This is a genomic window from Halomonas sp. KM007 (assembly GCF_050709225.1).
In the GTDB taxonomy this organism is placed as follows: Bacteria; Pseudomonadota; Gammaproteobacteria; order Pseudomonadales; family Halomonadaceae; genus Vreelandella; species Vreelandella hamiltonii.
In genome coordinates this window covers 1,402,105-1,423,379 of the sequence record NZ_CP136131.1, presented here as the reverse complement: position 1 = coordinate 1,423,379, position 21,275 = coordinate 1,402,105, and the positions used below count along the sequence as shown (strand labels likewise).

Here is a 21,275-nt window from a genome sequence, read left to right as displayed (position 1 = left end):
GTCTTTCTTTTTCTTTTGAAGTGAAAAAAGCATCCGCTTACCACTGCGCATAGCAGTCGCTCTTTAACAATGTATATCATGCTGACAGAAACGCGTTGAACGCGTTTCTACGTAAATTGTATTGTGATACGTCTCAAGCGTATCCGGCAATCGTTATCATTGCGAACCCCAGACCCCTTCGGGTTATAGGGTCAAGCAATGAAGCGCACACGGTGGATGCCTAGGCAGCCAGAGGCGATGAAAGACGTGGTAGCCTGCGATAAGGTTCGGTGAGGTGGCAAACGACCTGTGACCCGGACATCTCTGAATGGGGAAACCCACTCATCACAAGATGAGTATCTTGCGCTGAATACATAGGCGTAAGAGGCGAACCAGGGGAACTGAAACATCTAAGTACCCTGAGGAAAAGAAATCAACCGAGATTCCCCTAGTAGCGGCGAGCGAACGGGGACCAGCCCTTAAGCGTGTGACGGATTAGACGAACAGATTGGGAAGTCTGGCCATAGCGGGTGATAGCCCCGTAGTCGAAAATCTGATCACGTGAAATCGAGTAGGTCGGGGCACGAGAAACCTTGACTGAAGACGGGGGGACCATCCTCCAAGGCTAAATACTCCTGGCTGACCGATAGTGAACCAGTACCGTGAGGGAAAGGCGAAAAGAACCCCGGAGAGGGGAGTGAAATAGATCCTGAAACCGTGTGCGTACAAGCAGTAGGAGCAGACTTGTTCTGTGACTGCGTACCTTTTGTATAATGGGTCAGCGACTTATATTCAGTGGCGAGGTTAACCGTATAGGGGAGCCGTAGGGAAACCGAGTCTTAACTGGGCGACACAGTCGCTGGATATAGACCCGAAACCGAGCGATCTATCCATGAGCAGGGTGAAGGTTGAGTAACATCAACTGGAGGCCCGAACCAGGATCTGTTGAAAAAGATTTGGATGACTTGTGGATCGGAGTGAAAGGCTAATCAAGCTCGGAGATAGCTGGTTCTCCTCGAAAGCTATTTAGGTAGCGCCTCACGTATCACCGCCGGGGGTAGAGCACTGTTTCGGCTAGGGGGTCATCCCGACTTACCAACCCGAGGCAAACTCCGAATACCGGTGAGTGCCAGCGTGGGAGACACACGGCGGGTGCTAACGTCCGTCGTGAAAAGGGAAACAACCCAGACCGTCAGCTAAGGTCCCCAAATCCTGGTTAAGTGGGAAACGATGTGGGAAGGCTCAGACAGCTAGGAGGTTGGCTTAGAAGCAGCCATCCTTTAAAGAAAGCGTAATAGCTCACTAGTCGAGTCGGCCTGCGCGGAAGATGTAACGGGGCTAAACCAGGTACCGAAGCTACGGGTTCATCCTTACGGATGAGCGGTAGAGGAGCGTCGTGTAAGCCGATGAAGGTGTGTTGAGAAGCATGCTGGAGGTATCACGAGTGCGAATGCTGACATGAGTAACGATAAAGGGAGTGAAAAACTCCCTCGCCGGAAGACCAAGGGTTTCTGTTCGACGCTAATCGGAGCAGAGTGAGTCGGCCCCTAAGGCGAGGCCGAAAGGCGTAGTCGATGGGAAACGGGTCAATATTCCCGTACCGGACATGATTGCGATGGGGGGACGGAGAAGGCTAGGTGAGCCAGGCGTTGGTTGTCCTGGTGAAAGTGAGTAGGCTGGGGTCTCAGGTAAATCCGGGACCCTCCCAGGCCGAGACACGAAACGAAGACACTACGGTGTCGAAGTCATTGATGCCACGCTTCCAGGAAAAGCCTCTAAGCTTCAGATCATGTGCGACCGTACCCCAAACCGACACAGGTGGTCAGGGTGAGAATCCCAAGGCGCTTGAGAGAACTCGGGTGAAGGAACTAGGCAAAATGGTGCCGTAACTTCGGGAGAAGGCACGCCGGCGTAGGGTGACGAGACTTGCTCTCCAAGCCCGAACCGGTCGAAGATACCAGGTGGCTGCAACTGTTTAGTAAAAACACAGCACTCTGCTAACGCGCAAGCGGACGTATAGGGTGTGACGCCTGCCCGGTGCCGGAAGGTTAAGTGATGGTGTTAGGATTCGTCCGAAGCTCTTGATCGAAGCCCCGGTAAACGGCGGCCGTAACTATAACGGTCCTAAGGTAGCGAAATTCCTTGTCGGGTAAGTTCCGACCTGCACGAATGGCGTAATGATGGCCACGCTGTCTCCACCCGAGACTCAGTGAAATTGAAATCGCCGTGAAGATGCGGTGTACCCGCGGCTAGACGGAAAGACCCCGTGAACCTTTACTATAGCTTCACACTGGACGCTGATGTTGCCTGTGTAGGATAGCTGGGAGGCTTTGAACCTCGGACGCCAGTTCGAGGGGAGCCAACCTTGAAATACCAGCCTGGCATCATTGGCGTTCTCACTCAGGTCCGTGATCCGGATCGAGGACAGTGTGTGGTGGGTAGTTTGACTGGGGCGGTCTCCTCCCAAAGCGTAACGGAGGAGCACGAAGGTACCCTCAGCACGGTCGGACATCGTGCAATGAGTGCAAGAGCATAAGGGTGCTTGACTGCGAGACAGACACGTCGAGCAGGTGCGAAAGCAGGTTCTAGTGATCCGGTGGTTCTGTATGGAAGGGCCATCGCTCAACGGATAAAAGGTACTCCGGGGATAACAGGCTGATACCGCCCAAGAGTTCACATCGACGGCGGTGTTTGGCACCTCGATGTCGGCTCATCACATCCTGGGGCTGAAGTCGGTCCCAAGGGTATGGCTGTTCGCCATTTAAAGTGGTACGCGAGCTGGGTTTAGAACGTCGTGAGACAGTTCGGTCCCTATCTGCCGTGGGCGTTGGATGTTTGAGAAGAGCTGCTCCTAGTACGAGAGGACCGGAGTGGACGACCCTCTGGTGTTCCGGTTGTCACGCCAGTGGCATTGCCGGGTAGCTAAGTTCGGACGGGATAACCGCTGAAAGCATCTAAGCGGGAAGCCCCCTTCAAGATGAGACATCCCTGAGGCCTAGAGCCTCCTGAAGGGCCCAGCGAGACCAGCTGGTTGATAGGCACGGTGTGGAAGCGCTGCAAGGCGTTGAGCTAACGTGTACTAATGGCCCGTGAGGCTTGACCCTATAACACCCAAGGGGTCTGGTCGTGATGATAACGAAGAGTGTGAACGCACTCGACACACCGGATACGCCGCAGTGAGCCCAAGTGCTTGCTGACAAGAGACGCACACAATACACGTCAACGAATACTCAGCATGATATGCATTACCTGTTACGCCTGACGACCATAGCACGCGTGAACCACCTGATCCCATGCCGAACTCAGAAGTGAAACCGCTTAGCGCCGATGGTAGTGTGGGGTCTCCCCATGTGAGAGTAGGTCATCGTCAGGCACTTATTACGAAACCCCGGCCTTATGGTCGGGGTTTTGCTTTTTAGGGGTCTCCCCCTGAAGAGTAGCGGAGCGCCGCCCGCCGGGTGGCCGGCCCGAACATCGTCAGGCACTTATTAAGTAGAAAGCCCCGAGCACACTGTGTTCGGGGCTTTTTGCTGTGCGTTACATACCTCAGGTGCTGAATACGCCGTATCGCTGATCAATGTATCGCAGATCAATGCACGATATTTGCTCAAAGCTGGCTGGCTTAACATAATTTATAACAACTCCTTACCCTTCTCATCTGGTGTATAACCCTGTGCTCTTTTAGGATATGACTGAACGATCTGGAGTTATGGCTCAGGAGGAGAACGACATGAATGCGACGATCATCAAGAAGCTGGCGACTGCGCTTTTCATTGCGCTGATGGTAGGTGGTCTGGCGGCCTGTGATAATCAGGGCCCCGCCGAGGAGGCTGGCGAAAGCATTGATAACAGCATCGAAAGCGCCGGTGAAAGCCTGGAAGAGATGGGCGAGAGCATCGAAGAGTCTGCCGAAAACTAAATTTGAAAAACTAAATCTGAAAAACTAGGCAATGCACTACCCGCTATCCGAACATGACGGGTCAAGCATAAAAAAACAGCCGCTGAATCAGCGGCTGTTTTGCGTTGCAGCGGTCAATGACCAGCGTATCAGGCACCCGGGTTCTGCTCGATACCTTGCAGGTACCAGGGCGCCTGGTCACGCATGGCGCGTGTGAGGTGCCAGGTTTCGTTGAACTCGGTCTGTTCGCCGTTCTCTTCCAGTAGGCCATGGAAGATGACCGTGGCTTCGGCAACGCCGTCGTACTCATTGATATCGCCAAGCTCGGCGAACAGGCGCACGACCTCCGTGCGGTTGTTGGCAGGCTCCTGCGCGCGCTCTTCGCGCAGCAGGTTGTAGAGCTCGGGGGTCACGTACTCCTGAATCTGGCTGAAGTCGTTATTGTCCCAGGCGCGCTGCAGCGTCATGAAGTGCTCCTTGGCGCCGCCGAGAAAGCGCTCTTTGTCGAACCAGTCAGGCGTGCTTTGCAGACCGCTGGCTAAACTGCCGGGAGCCGCAGACGAAGAGAAGCTGGTGGGAGCGGGGGCAGCGTTACCATGCTGCTCTCGCTGGTAACCTGCTTGCGTGGCAGGACGGCGTTGGCGCATGAAGGCGCGGAACGCAAAGATGGCGAGCGCCGCAACACCCACCATGACCAGCAGGTCCATCATGCGCAGCTCATCGAAGGCACCGCCAAAGAACAGCGCTGCCAGCAAGCCGCCGGCCAGCAGGCCGCCCATCATGCCTCCCATGCCGCCACGGCGTGCTGCGGCAGCGCCTGCCTGGCCCTGCTGGGCAGGCTGAGCCTGTTGCTGTGCGGGCGTGCTGGCAGGGCGGTCCGCCGAGCGAGACATGCTGCCCACGTTACCACCACCGCCCATGCGTCGTGCTTCGGCATGCTCGATGGCAGCACTCATACCCATCACGCTGACCAGCAGCATGACAAAAAACTGTCGTAACATTGAGGTTTCTCCCTTCAGGATGCAGAAAACGGAAGGCGCTGGGGACCCAGCTCCCAATCCATAAGCGATGGTCAGTGTACCTTGTAACGTCCTGTCTGGGTTATGCTGACACTCACTATAAAGACAAAAGTAGGGTGAAAAAGTGCGTATTCAAAAGACAGATAGTCTGCTGCTGCTGATCGATTTCCAGGCCGGGTTGCTGCCTGTCATCGAGAGTGGCGAACTGGCCATTCGCGAAGCCGCCTGGCTGGCTGGAGTCGCCGAGATGCTGCAGGTGCCGCGCTGGCTGACCGAACAGTACCCGGAGCGTTTAGGCGGCACGGAGGCGGGGCTGGTAAAGGCCGTGGGCACACATGAACGATGGCAAAAAACGCATTTCAGCGCCATGGAAGAGCCAGATTTTGCACAGGCCCTCAAAGCGCTGGGGCGGCATCAGATCGTCGTGTGTGGCACGGAAGCCCATATTTGCGTACTGCAAAGTGTGTTGGGCCTGCGAGAGGCGGGCTACGAGGTGTTCTGGCTGAGCGAAGCAACGGCTAGCCGTCGCCGCGAAGAGGCGCAGCTGGCCAAAGCGCGTGCCTGTGCGGCAGGCGCGGTGGCCGTCAGCGCCGACATGGTGGCGTATGAATGGCTGCACCGCTGTGACACCCCGCTTTTCAAGGAGGTGCACCAGCGATTCCTCAAACCGCGCTCACCGCAGCCGGTGACCTTTTTCTAGCGGTCCCGGTCGGCTTCCTTGCGTGTAAAGACCAGCGTATCGCCTTCCGATGCGGCGGGATCGAAGCGGTAGCCTGCCACATCGAACGATGCCAGGGCATCGGGGTCGTTGATCTGTTGCTGGATGATCCACGCGCTCATCAAACCACGGGCTTTCTTGGCATAGAAGCTGATGATCTTGAACGTACCGTTTTTTTCGTCCTTGAACACTGGCGTAATGATGCGTGCATCCAGCTTCCGAGTGTCGATGGCCTTGAAGTATTCGTTCGAGGCCAGGTTGACCAGTACCCTGGAACCACTTTCTTCCATTGCCTGGTCGAGCGCGGGAGTCACCACAGGCTTCCAGTAGGCATAAAGGTCCTTGCCAGCATCGTTGGGCAGTTTGGTGCCCATTTCCAGACGGTAGGGCTGAATGAGATCCAGCGGGCGCAGCAAGCCGTAGAGACCTGAGAGGATACGCAAGTGCTGCTGCGCAAAGCGGTTGTCTGCCTCGCTGAAGGTCTCGGCCTGCAGGCCGGTATACACGTCCCCTTGAAATGCCTGAACGGCGGGCTTGGCGTTGTCGAGGGAGAAGGGGGGCTGCCATTCGGCAAAGCGCGCGGCATTGAGCCCGGCCAGCTTGTCGCTGATGCCCATCAAATCGCTCAGCTGTTGAGGTGAATAACCACGCAAGATACCGATCAGCGGCTGGCCATGCTTCAGGAGATCAGGCTGTGTCACCTGGTCGGTAGTGGATGGCGTTTCGAAATCCAGCGTTTTGGCCGGGGAAATGACGCTCAGCATGGCGGGCTCCTTTTGCCGTGACCAAGGATAAGCCACTGCCCCACGTTAGCGTGCGGGCAGTGACAAGAAATCGTGCAGCTATTATATCAAGCCTTGGGGTGTGCCAAGGCTATCGGGGTGATAGCGGCAGGGCTATCGGGCGCAGGGGCATCAGGGGCAGGGATTTGGCATGCGGCGATGAATGTCATCGATGGCCGTGAGCACGTCCTCGTCCAGTTTGAGCCCTTCGCTGGCGAGGTTGCTTTCCAGCTGGTCCATGGTCGTCGCGCCGATGATGTTGCTGGTCAAGAAGCTGCGCGAGTTGACGAAGGCCAGCGCCATCTGCGCGGGGTCCAGGTCGTGCTCTCGGGCCAGGTCCACGTAAGCCTGTGTCGCCGCTTCCGCTTCTGGCGAGGTGTAGCGCTTGAAGCGCTCATACAGCGTCAGGCGGCCCTTGGGAGGCTGGGCGCCGTTGAGGTATTTGCCTGACAGAACGCCAAAACCCAGTGGAGAATAGGCCAGCAGCCCGACATCTTCACGATGGGCGATTTCCGCCAGTCCGACCTCGAAGGAACGGTTCAACAGGTTGTAGGGGTTCTGAATGGAGGCGACCCGGGGCAGGCCCAACCGCTCCGACAGATGCAGCATGCGCATGACGCCCCAGGGGGTCTCGTTGGAGAGACCTACGGCGCGAATTTTGCCTGCATCGACGAGTTCCTTCAGTGCCGACAGTGTTTCTTCGAGCGACGTGGTCTCTTCCTGGGCATCGTGCACATAGCCGAGCTTGCCAAAGAAGTTGGTGCTGCGCTCGGGCCAGTGCAGTTGATAAAGATCCACGTAGTCGGTCTGGAGCCGCGCGAGACTGGTGTCGATGGCCTGATGAAGGTGCTCCCGGCTCATCTTGGGCCCGCCGCGAATATGATCCAGGCCCGGGCCGGCTGCCTTGGTGGCGATAATCACGTCATCACGGGCGCCGCGCGCCTGCAGCCATGTGCCAATGTAGCGTTCGGTGAGCCCCTGCGTCTCTGCCTTGGGGGGAACCGGATACATTTCCGCCGTGTCGATGAAGTTGATGCCAAACGCAACGGCGCGATCCAACTGTTCGTGAGCTTCGGCTTCGCTGTTTTGCTCACCAAAGGTCATGGTGCCTAAACACAGACGACTGACGTCGATGCCCGTTCTACCCAAGGGGCGCGTTTGCATTGACTCTCTCCTTAATTGAGACGTGATGTGCTCGGGTGGCAAGGCGCTGAGAAGCGCCATATTCGACCACTGGCAGCCATGTTAACGAGGCGCTACAAAAGCAGCAAATCAATAGGGTTGAGTCGGCGCCAAGGCAAGCGTATGCTTGCCAGCCCATTGATCGGCCCAGCGCTGATTTATCGCGTGGTTAGCGGCTCCTGAACGGCGCTAGCCGAAGTTTTCCAAGCAAAAGAGGCAGGGTGGTTTGCCATGCCGCAAGTATCATCGCTGTTGACTCGGCTGGAGTTTCGTCTGGCCGAGCAGCTGTTTCACACGCGTTGGCTGTTGCCGCGCTCGCCGCGTACCCAACGGCTGACGATGCGTCTTTTCAAGCGTTGTGCGGAAGCGGGCCACCCCGATGCGCAGTCGCTGTACGGACACATGCTGTTTCACCGTAGCGTGTCGCCTCAGGATAAAGCGCGCGGGGCTCGCTATGTATTGGAAGCTGCCCAGGCGGGTGATGTAAAGTCACAGTATCAGGTTGCGCATATCTACGAGCATGGCTGCGTGCAGTATCCGCGGCGCGAGGATTACGCGGTGACCTGGTATGCACGAGCGGCTCAGGCAGGCCATTACCTCGCGGCACAGCGCCTGGTGCGCGCCTACCGACGGGGGGAGCTTGGGCTGGTGGTAGACCAGGCCCAGGCCGCCTACTGGCTGAATCTGGCCGAACAACCTTCGCTGGCGGGCCGTCGCGCAGCGGCGTGAGCGGGTTCGCAGCAGGTCGTTGGCCTGCCGATAGACTGATGAGGAAAGCAGTGTCCGAGACGCTACCAACAGTGCTGGATATTGAAGCGTCCGGGTTTGGACGTGGCAGCTACCCGATCGAAGTTGGCATCGCACGTGCCGACGGCAGCTGCTGCGCGTTTCTGATTCAGCCCCTCGAAGAGTGGACCCACTGGGACCCGAAGGCCGAGCTGCTGCATGGCATTTCCCGTGATCGATTGATCAAGGAGGGCTACCCGGTGCGCCAGGTAGCCCACTGGCTGAACGATGAGCTGCGCGAACTTGGCAAGGCGTACAGCGATAGCTGGGGCTACGACAATACCTGGCTATCGCTGCTGTTCCATCATGCGGGCATGCTGCCGCGGTTTCGTCTGGAGGCGCTGCGTATCCTGATGAGTGAAGAGCAGCAGGCGATCTGGAGCGAGACCAAGGAAGCCCTCGTAGCCGAGCGCAGCATCCACCGTCATCGGGCAGGCGAAGATGCGCGCCTGTTGCAGCTGACCTACCAACGTACCCTGGCGCAGCTTGGCCGCTGCTCCTGACTAGCGTAGCTGGGTTTCCATCACATCCAGAAGTTGATCGGGCGTGGGCGCGTCCAGCAGCATGTCACGTGTCGTCTGAGCCATGAATCCGTGACCAACGGTGCCATCCAGGAAGGTCAGCAACGGAGCGTAGAAGCCGTCGGTATCCAGCAGCCCCATGGGCTTGTCGTGGAGACCCAGATACCCCCACGTCCATATCTCGAATAGCTCTTCAAACGTGCCAATGCCACCGGGCAGGGCGATGAATGCATCGGCGTTGGCCGCCATGGTCGCCTTGCGTTCGTGCATGTTGGGTACGCGAATCAATTCGGTCAGCCCGAAGTGCGCCTGTTCGCGCTCCACCAGGTGGTCAGGCATGACGCCGATGACGTCACCGCCAGCATCCAGCGCTGCATTGGCCAACGCCCCCATCAGACCTATCCGTGCGCCGCCGTATACCAGGGTATGACCGCGCTGGGCCAGTGCGCTTCCCAGCGTATGGGCCGCGTGACGAAAAGCGGGGCTGCTGCCTTCACGGGAACCGAGGTAGACACAAATACGAGACATGATAACGAGTCCTTATCGTAAACGGGGAGGGGCGGGGTGCCGCTGTCGACTCAAGCCAGACAGCGTTGAACGTCGTAATGCTCATCCATCCACTGGCCGATCACATTGTGGCCGCACAAGTGGTGTGCGTACTGGGTGTGCAGGCAGCGTACCTGTTGCCAGTTGCTGATGCCGCCAACGCCGCGCTCGGTGAGCACATCGGTGTAACCCAGTCGTGCGACCTCTTCCCGCTGGGCCTCGCTCATGAAATGCCAACGCGTGGCCACGTAATCTTCATGGCTTTGTCGATAGGCGGCGAGAAACTCGGGCTCTTCCTGCAGGCGCTGTTCCAGCGACTTGATGACGCCCACGGCCTCGATACGCGATATCTCGATCTTGAGCAGATCCGAGCAGAGCCAGTACAGGGTAGGAAACGGTTTGTCGTCAACGATGGGGGCCATGCGCAGCACGAGAGGGGTGCCATGCGCATCGGTGGCTGCAACGGCTTCGATACCGCGTGGGGCACGCCCGAGCTGCTGGGTGATAATCGCCAGTTGGCGTTCGTCGGGTGCTTGGTCGGTACGAATAACCATTGCTGAGGGGTCTCACTGTTGATCGTCTTGAACGAATTTGGTCGAACGGCCTACGGCTCTGAAAAAGCAGCGGTTCAACTGCTCCGGTGACGCCACGTAGCGCCACTTCTCTTCGCAGTACTCCGCCGCTCGGGCCATCAGCGCATCGTAGAGCCGATTGAACGGGGCATCATAATCGTAGGGGTCTGCGCCAAACAAGCGGATGTGCGGGTAATCGGCAAAACGCTCCATGAAATAGCGCTCCAGGTCGGCCTCGACGGCGCGGTGCTGCGCCGTATTGTCGGGATCAATCCAGAGATTGTAGCGGATAGCCATAAGGACTCCTGATGCCCCGCCTTGGGTGGCCCATGTCGATCAGGCTGGTGCGGGCTCGGTGACTAAGTGTGTGGAAAGTGCCCGACGCAGCTCTCCTTCGAGGGGGACGGCACGCTTGGCATGATGGTCATAATGCACCATGACCGTGTGTCCCAGGTTCGTCAACGTTTCGCGTTGGCGTGCTTCCTGGGTCACGGTGAAGGAGCTGTTGCCCAGCCGAGTCAGGTAGGTACGTATTTCGATATCGTGGCCATAAAACAGCTCAGCGCGATAATCGATCTCCATGCGCGCCATGATCAGCCGCCACTGGCGTGGATTCAAATCAGGGGTGAAGAGCTTGAAAAGATCATTACGCGCCAGCTCGAACCAGGCGGGCAGGCGGGTATTGTTGATATGGCCCAGAGCGTCAGTATCGTAAAAGGCTGGCTCGATGATACGTGTAAACATCGCTTTATCCTTGTTATGGAGGTGTCAAAATACCTTGTCAGCATTCACCCAAGCGAGCGCTTGGTCAAGCGCGGCGTCGATGATACCAGGCAGTGAGCTGCATCCAGCCCAGCAGCCAGAGCGTCGCCACGGCAAACCCGGCCAGCGTGCCCCAGAAAAGTCCCAGCGTGTCGTAGGTATAGGAAACGCATAACGTATAGCACAGCAGTGAGCCCAGGCCCATGGGGTAGTGCTTGATGACCGTGGCCACGGGCGCATGGCCGTGGTTCAAGTGCAGGATGAGTAAAAAGGGCAGCATGGTGACAGGAAACGCGGCCAGAGTCCCCGCCCACTCCGGTGGAACCCAGTGGGCGATCCGGGTGATGGTGAAGATGATGACGGTGGCCAGCGTGGCGCGTGCCAATAATGCTGACCAGGAAAATGCCTTTCCGGCCGAGCTTTTGACATCGGGCACCGCACGAAATAGCCAGCTGAACAGCACGATGGCGCACAGCGTGACCAGTGTCCCGGTGACCCGCGTAAAGCTGAACTGTGCCAGCAGCGTACTGACGGCCAGCCAGGCAGCGAAACCGCCCAGTACACCGCCGAGTACGCCCGGCATGCCGGGGCGGCGACCCGCCACGATATAACCAGCCCCAAGGGCCATGGTGGCGGTAAAGCCTGCCAGGGTATGAACGGCGCTTGCGCTGGCAAAATCCGTAGAGATTTCCAGGCCAATGAAAAACAGCGCCAGTGCCGTGCCCAGGGGGTAGCCCGAAAGCAAACCGGCCAGGCGTGGGCTAGCGCGGACGGCGACCGCGCCCAACCCTAATACCATGCTGACTGACAGCCCCAGTTTGGCCAGCTGCCAGGTGAGCGGAACTTCTATCATGCGGCGTTTTCCTTGCTTTATTATGTGATTTCTTAGTGGTGCGACAAACGTGCGAGGCTCCAGACCGTGACGCGGACGACCCCCTCAAAAAAGCATGCGCTTTCACCGCCCCCCAGGCCGACGTGCTGTGAGCTATGTCAGCGCGACACCTCACTGACCAGGCACCACCTGATCCCCCGCACGCTGCATGACAAGCCGCGTTACCAGAAGCGGCATAGCCGTGAAGAGCGGCTGACGGCGATCGTCTGGATCTGCCACGCCTGCCATAAGCATGTTCATCGCCTGTATAGCGAGCGTGAATTGGCCGACCGCTTTGCCAGCCTGGAAGCGCTGCAAGCAGACCCGGAGATTCACGACTTCGTGACGTGGCTGGCCACCAAGCCAGCAGGTTTCAAGCCCAAATCGCCGGTGCGTAAACGCCGCTGAACCCGTGTTCATCCGGAGCCTAAACCAGGCGCAGCCCCTGCTGGTCCTGCCAGGCCGCTTCCAGCGCTTGCTCGAGCGGTGCCTTGAGATGCTCGGGCAGTGCGGCGTGGGCATCGTTCAGCGACACGAAGTCACGATTGCGCAGCCAGCAGTAGGCCCAGGCGCACGCTTCTTCTTCGCTTTGTGGCGCAGGGCGGGCAGGCATCTGGTTGAGCAGAAACACCGCCGTACGAGGCGCCCAGCGCGGTATTTCAGCAGTGCTTTCCTCGCACCACTGCCGGAGCGTGGCGCCGTTGGGAGTCGACTCCGGCGTGCCCAATTTGGCTACCCGTGCCGTTTCCGCCAGAATCAGCGCCAACTGATCGACATCAGCCCTGCCTAGCGACAGCCACTGACGCAGCAGTGCCGGGAGTCCTGTACGCACCTTGGTATAAAAGTCATCTTGCGGCATGCTGCGTGACTACCTCGTAAACATAAGTGAGACCGATCATGGCATTCGATTTTGCCACGCCTGTTGAGCGACGCGCGCCTGCCGGAGGTTATGCATCCCAAAAATGGCACCGCTTTGGTGCTGACGTGTTGCCGCTGTGGGTGGCCGACATGGACTTTCGCTCACCCCCTGCCGTCATAGACGCGCTTCAGGCACGGGTCGAACACGGCGTCTATGGGTACGGCGAAGTGCCCACCAGTTTGACCGATGCCCTCTGCCAATGGAGCGCCCAGCACTATGGCTGGACGATTGAGCCGAGCTGGCAGCAGTGGCTGCCAGGCGTGGTGCCGGCGCTGCACTTTGCCGCCATGGCGCTGACCCAGCCAGGCGAAGGCATCTTGACGGTCGCCCCGATCTATCCCCCCTTCATGGCGGTGGCTGCCCGTACGGGGCGCGTGGCACAGCAGGCGATGTTAGCCGAGCCCGCCGCCCCTGGCGAGCCCTGGACACTGGATATTGCCGCGCTGGAAGCGGCCATGACCCCACAAACGCGGCTGCTGCTATGGTGCCATCCCCACAACCCCACGGGGCGCGTCTGGTCCACAGAAGAACTGGCGGCCCTGGCAGCGTTGGTGGAGCGCCATGACCTGTGGGTAGTCTCGGATGAACTGCACTGTGACCTGCTATTGAGAGAGGGCGACACGCATCGCCCGTTGGCGGCCATGTTTCCCACCCTGGCCAAGCGCACCATCACGCTGTGGGCACCGTCCAAAACCTTCAACCTGGCCGGGTTGACCAGCGCCTGTGCCGTCATCGCCGATGCCGAACTGAGAGAGCGCTTTGCCACGGCCACCAAAGGGTTCTTGCCCGATGGCAATGTACTGGGCCTGGTGGCTGCCGAGGCCGCCTACCGTGACGGGGAGCCGTGGCGGCAGGCGTTGCTGGAGGTGCTACGCAGCCACGTGGCAACGCTGGAAGCACGCGTGGCCACGTGGCCGGGTGTCTCGATGAGCGCGCCAGAGTCCACCTATCTGGCGTGGCTGGATATGCGTGAGGCGGGACTGGGGGCGTCGCCCGCTCAGGTGCTGTTGGAGCAGGCAGGCGTGGCGCTATCGGACGGTGCGGCTTTTGGTTGCCCGGGGTTCGTGCGCCTCAATTTTGGCACCACCGCTTCCCAGCTGGAAGCGGCGTTGTCACGCATGGATACGCTGTTAAACGCGTGATGCGCTGTGCCGACTGTGCAGCATCAATAAAGTAGGGCAAACAGCTTGCGGCGGTAGGTGACCGTCAACGGGTGGTCGGCTCCCAGCGCATCGAACACCTGCAGTAGCGTTTTGCGGGCCGCGTCGTCGTTATAGGCGCGGTCCTGCTTCATCAGCGTTAGCAGGGCTTCCAGGCCTGCGTCGTACTGGCCATCGGCCACCTGGCGCAGCGCCCGCTGGTACTGCGCTTCGCTGTCCGTACGATCACCCAGCGCGGCGATCTCTTCGGTTGAAAGCGCCTGCTCGCTGAACTCGATGCTGGCGCGCACGCCACGGGCCGGTGCCGCATCGCGCTCCTCTGGCGGCAAATTGTCCAACACACTGCGCGCTTCGTCACCACGGCCTTCAGCGACCAGCGCTTTGGCCAAACCTACCTGATACGCGTAGTGCTCGGGATATTGGCCCATCAGCGTTTGGTAGATCTCCCGTGCGCCAGCGGCGTCGCCGGCGCCCAAGGCTTCCTCTGCCTGCTCTTCAGGGCTGGGCGGTGCGTTACCGGGGGCAGGGAAGTAGCGATTGAGCCACTCGCGGACTTCTTTCTCTGGCAACGCCCCCTGAAAGCTATCCACCAGGCCCCCCTGGCTTACCAGTTTTACGTCTGGCACCGAGCGCACGCCAAGCTGGCTGGCAATTTCCGGGTTGGCTTCCACGTCCAGCGTGGCCAGCAGAAATGCCCCGGCATACTCGACGGCCAGCTTCTCGAGCACCGGCATCAGGTTTTTGCACGGCTCGCACCAGGGAGCCCAGCAATCCAGTAGCACAGGTACCTGCATGGACGCTTCCAACACCTGCTGAATATTGCCCGCGTTCAGCTCGATAATGACCTCTTCGCGAGTAACGGAGGGGCGCTCGCCCTGTGCAGCAGTGCTCTTGCTGGTCGCGGGGTCGGCCGTCAAAGGGTTGCCGGTGCGGGGATCGATAATCGACATGGGTAAACTCTGCATCGCGTGAAAAAGGGATTACCCTTGGATATGCAGGCGTGAGGTGGAGGATTCAAGCAATGCGTTGGAAATAAAACGTTGGCTGCATAAGTGATGCGCACAAAAAAGCCGATCCTCGAAAGAAGAGTGCTACACGGCAGAGGAAACTGCATCGAGACCATGTTCATGGCATTGCCTTTCGTGTGCTTGGTGCCGTGTTTGTACGTTTGCCCTCTGTTCAAGAAGCTCGGGTATCCGGGTATCGTCAGGTGGTCGATCCCACTACAGGCGGTACACGCGATCAGTACCTATACAGTATCAAGGTCACCCGGACTCAGTGGAAACGAATCCACTTTGATCTGCTAGAGCAGGTCGATCCGGTGGCAGCTGTTGAGGTGTTTACGCTTCGCCGTGACATGACCCCAACAGGCATCTTTAGAGACATTGAGCCGTTTAAGCTGGTCTAAAGCGCCTCCCGCCAATATTGGATGGACGTATCAGCGACCATCCCCTGCTGGGTGCCAATCTCGATGACGGCTTGCTGAAAAGTGCGTGCGAGGCCTGGCTGATGACACAGCGCCAGTGACCGAATGATACGCGTGATGCGTAAATGGTTATGGCCACCGGCTTTCAGCCAGATGTGCGTCGGTATCGCTAACGTTGGTTGAGCAACGATGCCGTTTCCATCCCGGGCGAGGCCAAAAAAATCAAGCATCACCGTTAGCGATTGCTGCTGGTGCTGGCGCATAACATCGCTTTCTTGAAAGGCAGCTTGCACGGTGGGTGTTAAAAGGGGCGCAAAGCCGTTAAACCTGCCCGCCTCAGGAATAGGGAACAGCCACTGAATATAGTCGTGGGTGTGTTCTAGCCAAAAGGACGACAGCGCCCAAATATCCTCTAGACGCCGACCTTTATGGTCCAGGCCTTCGCCACTGTAAAAATCGATCAAGCGCGTATCGTTATCCATTAGACAGCCTCCATAGTGAGCTCTGTCGTCGCGTATAACGCCGTCTCGCGCGCATGGCGATCTGTTAAACGCTGGGTAGCCATGTTGGAGCCGTAAGCAAAATAGAGCATGGTAACCCTCCTTTGTGTAGAAACGATAAGTCGTGGCTTTTTCCGCATGCGGAAAACATGTATGTCAGAACCTGGGAGTAAAAGCTGTTCATGACGGTGCAGAGTGTTCGGTGGCGTAATGTGCCAGCATCTGTTCTGCGTTGGTTTTGATCGTTTCTTGCCACACATCAGGAGCAAGGACCTTGATATTTGGCCCCATGCCCATCAGCCACCACAGAGTTTGTTGGTCATCCGGTACATGGGCGGTTAGCCGATACCAACTGTCAGTGCCCGGCAATGCTTCTATCGACTGTTTGTCTGACAGCGGTGTTTCCTGTAATAGCCACGCTACGGATCTGGTAATGTCAGCTTCCAGAACCACATCGCTTGGCCCCTGACGGTATCCAAACGCACCGCCCTGGATGTACTCATCGATGTCAAAATCGTGCTGCGCCTGCCAGGGCTGATGACTTAATGTTGCCAGCTTCACTCGGTGAAGGGCGAACTGGCGCAGGTCCCTGAACCCGTCCACATGCGCTAACAGATAGGTGGCGCTGTGGCGACTCTTTCAGGTTGCTAACGATGTTTTGGTGACGCCATTAACTATGGGTTGGTTTGTCCCTGCAGCACTGCTGATGAATTAAGTGTTCTGTATATTTAGCTGCGTTATGGGTGGTCATTTCGCACCACCCTGATAAAGTCCATTGATTAGTAGCATAATGCTGAAAGCTGAATCTTTCTTAGCAAGTGCTAAATGCAGATGACATGGAGCCGTTTGTGCGAGTCAGCGACCAAATCTCAACAAATTTTAGTTTCCTAGCCGAGCATGACGCGCTTTTTGTGCAGTTGGCATCCGCTGCTGAGGGGGCTTTCTCCAGCGACCCTAACACTACCCTTATCAAACTCCGCCAGCTAGGCGAAGCGCTTGCTCAACATCTGGCTGCGCTCTCCGGTATCGAATGTGACGAACAAACCAGCCAGTCGGAGCTTCTTTACCGCCTGAACCGGGAATTGCGGCTGGAACCGCAGATCAAAGAGTTGTTCCATATCCTGCGGATTGAAGGCAACAAAGCCACTCACCAGTTCCGCACCCAACACAAAGAAGCCATGGATGGCCTGAAAGTGGCACGGGCCCTGGCCATCTGGTTTCACCGTTCTTTTGGCAAAGCCGGTGCCAGCTTCAAACCCGGCCCCTTCGTACCGCCCGCCGACCCCAGCGCCCAGCTACGCCAGCTCCAGAGCGACATCGAAAAACTCCGCCACGATCTGCAACACGCCAACATGGCGCTGGAGGGCAGCCAGCAGCTCAGCCAGCTGATCGAAAAAGAGAAGGCGGAATACGAAGCCCTGGCCGTGGCCATGGACGAAGAATCCCGCGCTTTGGCGGAACAGGCCCGCCAGCACGAACAGGCCCTGAGCCAACAGCAGCAGGCCTACGAGCAAAAGATCAAAGCGCTGCAACAGAAGCTCACGGAGCAGGGCGAACAAACCGTTAATCAACAGCGCCAGCAGGTGGCCAAGCAAACCAAGGCCGCCACGGATACTCTGGTACTGAACGAAGAACTCACCCGCATTCTCATCGACCAGCAATTGCAGGACGCCGGTTGGGAAGCAGACAGCCAGGACATCACCTTCCAGAAAGGCGCCCGCCCGGAGAAAGGCACCTATCGCGCGATTGCCGAATGGCCCACCAATCACAATGGCAAGAAGGGCCGGGCCGATTACGTGCTATTTGCAGGCCTTACGCCCATCGCAGTGGTAGAGGCCAAGAAAGAGAACACCAACGTCGCCGGCAAAATCCGCCAGGCCGAACGTTACAGCAAAGGCTTCAAGGTAGACGCACCCTTAGTCGGCGCCTGGGAACTGATGGGCCGTACCATCGCCTGGCCTGCCGATGAAAGCGGCCATTACCACGTGCCCTTTGTGTATTCCTGCAACGGTCGACCCTATATTCCGCAACTGGCGGAACAGTCCGGCACCTGGTTCCGGGATGTGCGCGAACCCAGCAACCTGCGCCGGGCACTGCCGCAGTTCCACACCCCGGGCGGCCTGCTGGATTTGCTGGAAAGGGACAAGGAAAACGCCGAGAAGCTGTTAAAGGAAGAGCCTTTCGGCTACCTGAAACTGCGGGATTACCAACAAAACGCCATTGTCGCCACCGAACACGCACTGGCCCGTGGCGTGCGCACCGCGCTGCTGGCCATGGCCACCGGCACCGGTAAAACCCGCACCATCATCGGGTTGATGTACCGTTTCCTGAAAGCCGAACGCTTTCACCGCATCCTGTTTCTGGTAGACCGCACCGCACTGGGCCAGCAAGCCATCGACGCCTTCAACGAAGCACCGCTGGAACAGAACCACACCCTCAGCAAGATCTACAACGTTGCCGAGCTGGGCGACATGGCCGCTGAAGCGGAAACCCGCATTCAGGTGGCCACCGTGCAGGCCATGGTGAAACGTATCTTTATGAGCGACAACCCGCCGCCTATCGACCAGTTCGACTGCATCATCATCGACGAAGCCCACCGGGGTTACACCCTGGACCAGGAAATGACCGAAGGCGAACTGGCCCTGCGGGACACCAGCCAGTACCTGTCCAGCTACCGCCGGGTACTGGATTACTTCGATGCGGTGAAAATCGGCCTCACCGCCACCCCGGCCAAGCACACCAGCGAAATCTTCGGCAAACCGGTGTACACCTACTCCTACCGGGAAGCCGTGGCGGATGACTGGCTGATCGATCATGAACCGCCCATACGTTACGAAACCCTGCTCACCAAAAACGGCATCACCTTTGAGAAAGGCGATTCCGTCACCGTGCTAAATACCCAGACCAAAGAAGTGGACACCACCGAGCTGGAAGACGAGCTCACCTTCGAGGTCGAGGCCTTCAACCGCCGGGTGATCAACGAGAACTTCAACCGGGTGATCTGCGAACAGCTGGTACAGGAGCTGGACCCGTTTGGTGATGAGAAGACCATGATTTTCTGCGCCACCGACCTGCACGCGGATATGGTCAAACGCCTGCTGGACGATGCCTTCAAGGATCTCTACAACGGCCAGTACAACGAAGCCGCCGTGGCCAAGATCACCGGCCAGAGCGACAAGGTGGACCAGCTTATCCGCCGCTACAAGAACGAACGCTACCCCAACATCGCCATCACCGTGGACCTGCTCACCACCGGCATCGACGTACCGCGCATCTGCAACCTGGTGTTCATGCGCCGCGTGCGCTCACGCATCCTGTATGAACAGATGATCGGCCGCGCCACCCGCCGCTGCGACGAGATCGGCAAAACCGTGTTCCGCATCTACGACCCGGTGGACATCTACGCTGCCCTGCAGGATGTGAACACCATGAAGCCCTTGGTGAAAGACCCCAACATCACCCTGGAACAACTGGTGGACGAGCTCACCGACGACGAGCAACTGGAAAAGGCCCTCAACAGCCCCGGTGAACAACCCGATGAAAGCCAGGCCGATGTGGTACTCAGCCAGCTCAGCCAGAAACTTATGCGAGTGCTGCGCAAGGCCGACAACAAAGCCGAGAACCGCCCCGAACTGAAACAGAAACTGGACGAACTGCACCAGAGCTGGGGTGTGGAACCCAAATCCCTGCACACCCACCTGCACCAGCTCGGCCCCCGCCAGGCCTCCGAGTTCATCAAGCAGCACAGCGGCCTGCTGGGCCAGTTAGCAGAGGTGAAATCCTTGGTTGGCAGCGACTACATGCCGTTGATCTCCGACCACGACGACGAAATCCGCGAACGTATCCAGAGCTACGGCGAGCATGACAAGCCGGAAGACTACCTGGACAGCTTCAACGAGTTCATCAAACAACAACTCAACCAGTCCGCCGCGCTGGCCGTGGTGGTCAACAAACCCCGTGACCTCACCCGCGAACAGCTACGGGAAGTAAAACTGCTGCTGGACAACCACGGTTACTCCGAAGCCCGCCTGCAAAGCGCCGTGCGCAACCAGACCAACAAAGACATCGCTGCCAGCATCATCGGCTACATCCGCCGCGCCGCCCTGGGCGAGCCGCTGGTTCCTTTCGAACAGCGCGTGGCCGAAGCCATGGACCGAATCTACACCCAGCACAGCTGGACCCCAAACCAGCGCAAATGGCTGGAACGCCTGGCCAAGCAGCTGGTGCACGAAGTGATCATCGACCGGGAGTTTGTAAACCATCGCTTTGCCGACGATGGCGGGGCGAAGCAGATGAACAAGGTGCTGGGAGAGCAGCTGGATACCGTGCTGGAGGAATTGAACGAGGCGATGTGGCCGGAGCGGAGTGCTTGAGAATGCCATGTTTATGGAATCGACATAGGTTTAACCTGTGTCGATTTTTCAGTATTTTTTCGACACAGATCATTGCTATGTTTACCGCATAAACATAGACTGCGCAAAACACACACCATTGTCGAAATTTTCAAGGAATTTAAACATGGCCTGGCGACCGGATCAGCCTTACAACCAGTTACCGCCGCTTCCGCCTGCCAAAGAAGTGACCGAGACTCTGGGCATCCTCAAAGCCTGCATTCCCGCCCGGGCCGCTCTGGCTGAGCTTAAACAGGCAGGTGAACTGATTCCGAATCAATCACTGCTGATAAACCTTCTGCCACTGCTGGAAGCCAAAGACAGTTCCGAGATCGAGAACATCGTCACCACCACCGACAAACTGTTTCAGTTTTCGCAGGAAGATCAGGGGGCCGATCCGGCCACCAAAGAAGCGCTCCGATATCGCACAGCCCTTTATGAGGGCTTCGTCCATCTTCAGCGCAAACCACTGTGCGCGAGCACCGCTATAGAGGTGTGCAGCACGCTGAAAGGCGTGGATATGGATGTACGTAAGGTGCCCGGGACCATCATTGGCAATCAGGCAACCGGTGAAACCATCTACACCCCACCGGTTGGTGAAGAGGTTATTCGCAACCTGCTCACCAACTGGGAAAACTATCTGCATGCAGACGACGACACGGACCCACTGATCAAAATGGCCATCAGCCATTACCAGTTCGAAGCCATTCATCCGTTCCACGACGGCAATGGACGAACCGGCCGTATCGTCAATGTGCTTTACCTGATCGAACAGCGGCTACTCACCCTGCCCATACTCTACCTGAGCCGCTACATAGTTCAGCACAAAAACGATTACTACCGCCTACTGACCCAGGTTACCCGCACCGGTGAGTGGCAGGAGTGGATTATCTTTATGCTTAACGGCGTGGAGCAGGTATCGTCCTGGACCTGCGCCAAGATCGCCGCCATGAGAAAGCTCATTACTGAAACTGAAGACCATGTCAGACAAGCGCTGCCCAAGATCTACAGCCACGAACTGGTCCAGACCATTTTTGAGCAGCCCTATTGCCGCATCAGCAACCTGGTAGAAAAAGACATCGCCAAACGGCAGACAGCATCCAGTTACCTGAAACAGCTGGTCGAGATTGGCGTACTGCAGGAGAAAACAGCAGGCAACGAAAAGCTGTTCCTCAATCCGCGCCTGCTACGCCTGATGACCAGCGATAGCAACGAGCTTCAGCCTTACCACTGAATTCAGCAA

Annotated in this window: 20 protein-coding genes and 2 rRNA genes; 10 read left to right on the top strand and 12 right to left on the bottom strand. The window is 58.0% G+C overall.

Features of this window, described 5'->3' with window-relative positions; genetic code table 11:
- Positions 1-189: 189 nt before the first annotated feature.
- From RVM27_RS06600 to RVM27_RS06590, 3 genes are all read left to right on the top strand, one after another.
- Positions 190-3,083, top strand: a 23S ribosomal RNA gene (locus RVM27_RS06600).
- A 153-nt stretch (positions 3,084-3,236) separates the two neighbouring features.
- Positions 3,237-3,352 (top strand): 5S ribosomal RNA (rrf, locus tag RVM27_RS06595).
- A 357-nt stretch (positions 3,353-3,709) separates the two neighbouring features.
- Positions 3,710-3,898 carry a hypothetical protein gene (locus RVM27_RS06590; protein WP_287804711.1) on the top strand — a complete coding sequence of 63 codons (189 nt, stop codon included), beginning with the start codon at positions 3,710-3,712 and terminating at the stop codon, positions 3,896-3,898.
- Between the two features lie 128 nt (positions 3,899-4,026).
- Here the strand turns inward: RVM27_RS06590 and RVM27_RS06585 are convergent, their stop codons facing one another.
- Entirely contained in the window at positions 4,027-4,878 is an 852-nt protein-coding gene (locus RVM27_RS06585) for a Tim44 domain-containing protein (RefSeq protein WP_144984767.1), read from the bottom strand.
- Positions 4,879-5,020: 142 nt separating this feature from the next.
- Here RVM27_RS06585 and RVM27_RS06580 point away from each other — a divergent pair, with 142 nt between their 5' ends.
- Positions 5,021-5,596: an isochorismatase family protein gene (locus RVM27_RS06580; RefSeq protein WP_287804708.1), complete on the top strand. Its 576-nt coding sequence runs from the start codon at positions 5,021-5,023 to the stop codon at positions 5,594-5,596.
- Here RVM27_RS06580 and yaaA read toward each other — a convergent pair.
- Positions 5,593-6,378 carry a peroxide stress protein YaaA gene (gene yaaA / locus RVM27_RS06575; protein ID WP_287804707.1) on the bottom strand — a complete coding sequence of 262 codons (786 nt, stop codon included), beginning with the start codon at positions 6,376-6,378 and terminating at the stop codon, positions 5,593-5,595. The two genes, RVM27_RS06580 and yaaA, sit on opposite strands and share 4 nt — an antisense overlap.
- A gap of 150 nt (positions 6,379-6,528) precedes the next feature.
- Complete coding sequence (locus tag RVM27_RS06570; RefSeq protein ID WP_498939995.1) at positions 6,529-7,560, bottom strand: aldo/keto reductase; 1,032 nt, start codon at positions 7,558-7,560, stop codon at positions 6,529-6,531.
- A gap of 249 nt (positions 7,561-7,809) precedes the next feature.
- On the opposite strand from RVM27_RS06570, the gene RVM27_RS06565 reads away from it, so the two are divergent.
- Complete coding sequence (locus RVM27_RS06565) at positions 7,810-8,307, top strand: tetratricopeptide repeat protein (RefSeq protein ID WP_498957620.1); 498 nt, start codon at positions 7,810-7,812, stop codon at positions 8,305-8,307.
- Positions 8,308-8,357: 50 nt separating this feature from the next.
- Positions 8,358-8,867: a hypothetical protein gene (locus tag RVM27_RS06560; protein ID WP_026001954.1), complete on the top strand. Its 510-nt coding sequence runs from the start codon at positions 8,358-8,360 to the stop codon at positions 8,865-8,867.
- On the opposite strand, the gene RVM27_RS06555 is transcribed toward RVM27_RS06560, so the two are convergent.
- From RVM27_RS06555 to RVM27_RS06535, 5 genes are all read right to left on the bottom strand, one after another.
- Positions 8,868-9,413, bottom strand: coding sequence for an LOG family protein (locus RVM27_RS06555; RefSeq protein ID WP_016915960.1), 546 nt, complete (start codon positions 9,411-9,413; stop codon positions 8,868-8,870). It abuts the gene before it with no gap.
- A gap of 50 nt (positions 9,414-9,463) precedes the next feature.
- A complete protein-coding gene (locus tag RVM27_RS06550) occupies positions 9,464-9,985 on the bottom strand; it encodes a DUF501 domain-containing protein (RefSeq protein ID WP_016915961.1) in 522 nt (173 codons plus the stop codon).
- 12 nt (positions 9,986-9,997) lie between these two features.
- Positions 9,998-10,300: a hypothetical protein gene (locus RVM27_RS06545; protein ID WP_016915962.1), complete on the bottom strand. Its 303-nt coding sequence runs from the start codon at positions 10,298-10,300 to the stop codon at positions 9,998-10,000.
- Positions 10,301-10,339: 39 nt separating this feature from the next.
- Positions 10,340-10,747, bottom strand: a complete 408-nt coding sequence (locus tag RVM27_RS06540) for an acyl-CoA thioesterase (RefSeq protein WP_016915963.1) — start codon at positions 10,745-10,747, stop codon at positions 10,340-10,342.
- Between the two features lie 64 nt (positions 10,748-10,811).
- Positions 10,812-11,618 (bottom strand): hypothetical protein, encoded by an 807-nt coding sequence (locus RVM27_RS06535; protein WP_016915964.1) that lies wholly within the window; start codon positions 11,616-11,618, stop codon positions 10,812-10,814.
- 66 nt (positions 11,619-11,684) lie between these two features.
- Between RVM27_RS06535 and RVM27_RS06530 the strand changes: the two genes are divergently transcribed.
- Positions 11,685-12,044, top strand: coding sequence for a hypothetical protein (locus tag RVM27_RS06530; RefSeq protein ID WP_050980333.1), 360 nt, complete (start codon positions 11,685-11,687; stop codon positions 12,042-12,044).
- 19 nt (positions 12,045-12,063) lie between these two features.
- On the opposite strand, the gene RVM27_RS06525 is transcribed toward RVM27_RS06530, so the two are convergent.
- Positions 12,064-12,495 (bottom strand): hypothetical protein, encoded by a 432-nt coding sequence (locus tag RVM27_RS06525; RefSeq protein ID WP_016915967.1) that lies wholly within the window; start codon positions 12,493-12,495, stop codon positions 12,064-12,066.
- A gap of 38 nt (positions 12,496-12,533) precedes the next feature.
- Here RVM27_RS06525 and RVM27_RS06520 point away from each other — a divergent pair, with 38 nt between their 5' ends.
- Positions 12,534-13,697, top strand: coding sequence for a MalY/PatB family protein (locus RVM27_RS06520; protein WP_016915968.1), 1,164 nt, complete (start codon positions 12,534-12,536; stop codon positions 13,695-13,697).
- Between the two features lie 23 nt (positions 13,698-13,720).
- Here RVM27_RS06520 and RVM27_RS06515 read toward each other — a convergent pair whose 3' ends face one another.
- The 3 genes from RVM27_RS06515 to RVM27_RS06505 all read right to left on the bottom strand — a co-directional run bounded on the left by RVM27_RS06515 (position 13,721) and on the right by RVM27_RS06505 (position 16,202).
- Complete coding sequence (locus RVM27_RS06515) at positions 13,721-14,665, bottom strand: tetratricopeptide repeat protein (protein WP_016915969.1); 945 nt, start codon at positions 14,663-14,665, stop codon at positions 13,721-13,723.
- A gap of 454 nt (positions 14,666-15,119) precedes the next feature.
- Positions 15,120-15,605: an opioid growth factor receptor-related protein gene (locus RVM27_RS06510; protein WP_498957619.1), complete on the bottom strand. Its 486-nt coding sequence runs from the start codon at positions 15,603-15,605 to the stop codon at positions 15,120-15,122.
- Positions 15,606-15,821: 216 nt separating this feature from the next.
- On the bottom strand, positions 15,822-16,202 hold the full coding sequence (locus RVM27_RS06505; protein ID WP_498957618.1) for a helix-turn-helix transcriptional regulator: 381 nt from the start codon (positions 16,200-16,202) through the stop codon (positions 15,822-15,824).
- A 350-nt stretch (positions 16,203-16,552) separates the two neighbouring features.
- Between RVM27_RS06505 and hsdR the strand changes: the two genes are divergently transcribed.
- Together hsdR and fic are read left to right on the top strand one after the other, a co-directional pair.
- Complete coding sequence (gene hsdR / locus RVM27_RS06500) at positions 16,553-20,014, top strand: type I restriction-modification system endonuclease (RefSeq protein WP_498957617.1); 3,462 nt, start codon at positions 16,553-16,555, stop codon at positions 20,012-20,014.
- A 37-nt stretch (positions 20,015-20,051) separates the two neighbouring features.
- Positions 20,052-21,266, top strand: coding sequence for a protein adenylyltransferase Fic (fic, locus tag RVM27_RS06495; protein WP_446718565.1), 1,215 nt, complete (start codon positions 20,052-20,054; stop codon positions 21,264-21,266).
- Positions 21,267-21,275: the final 9 nt, after the last annotated feature.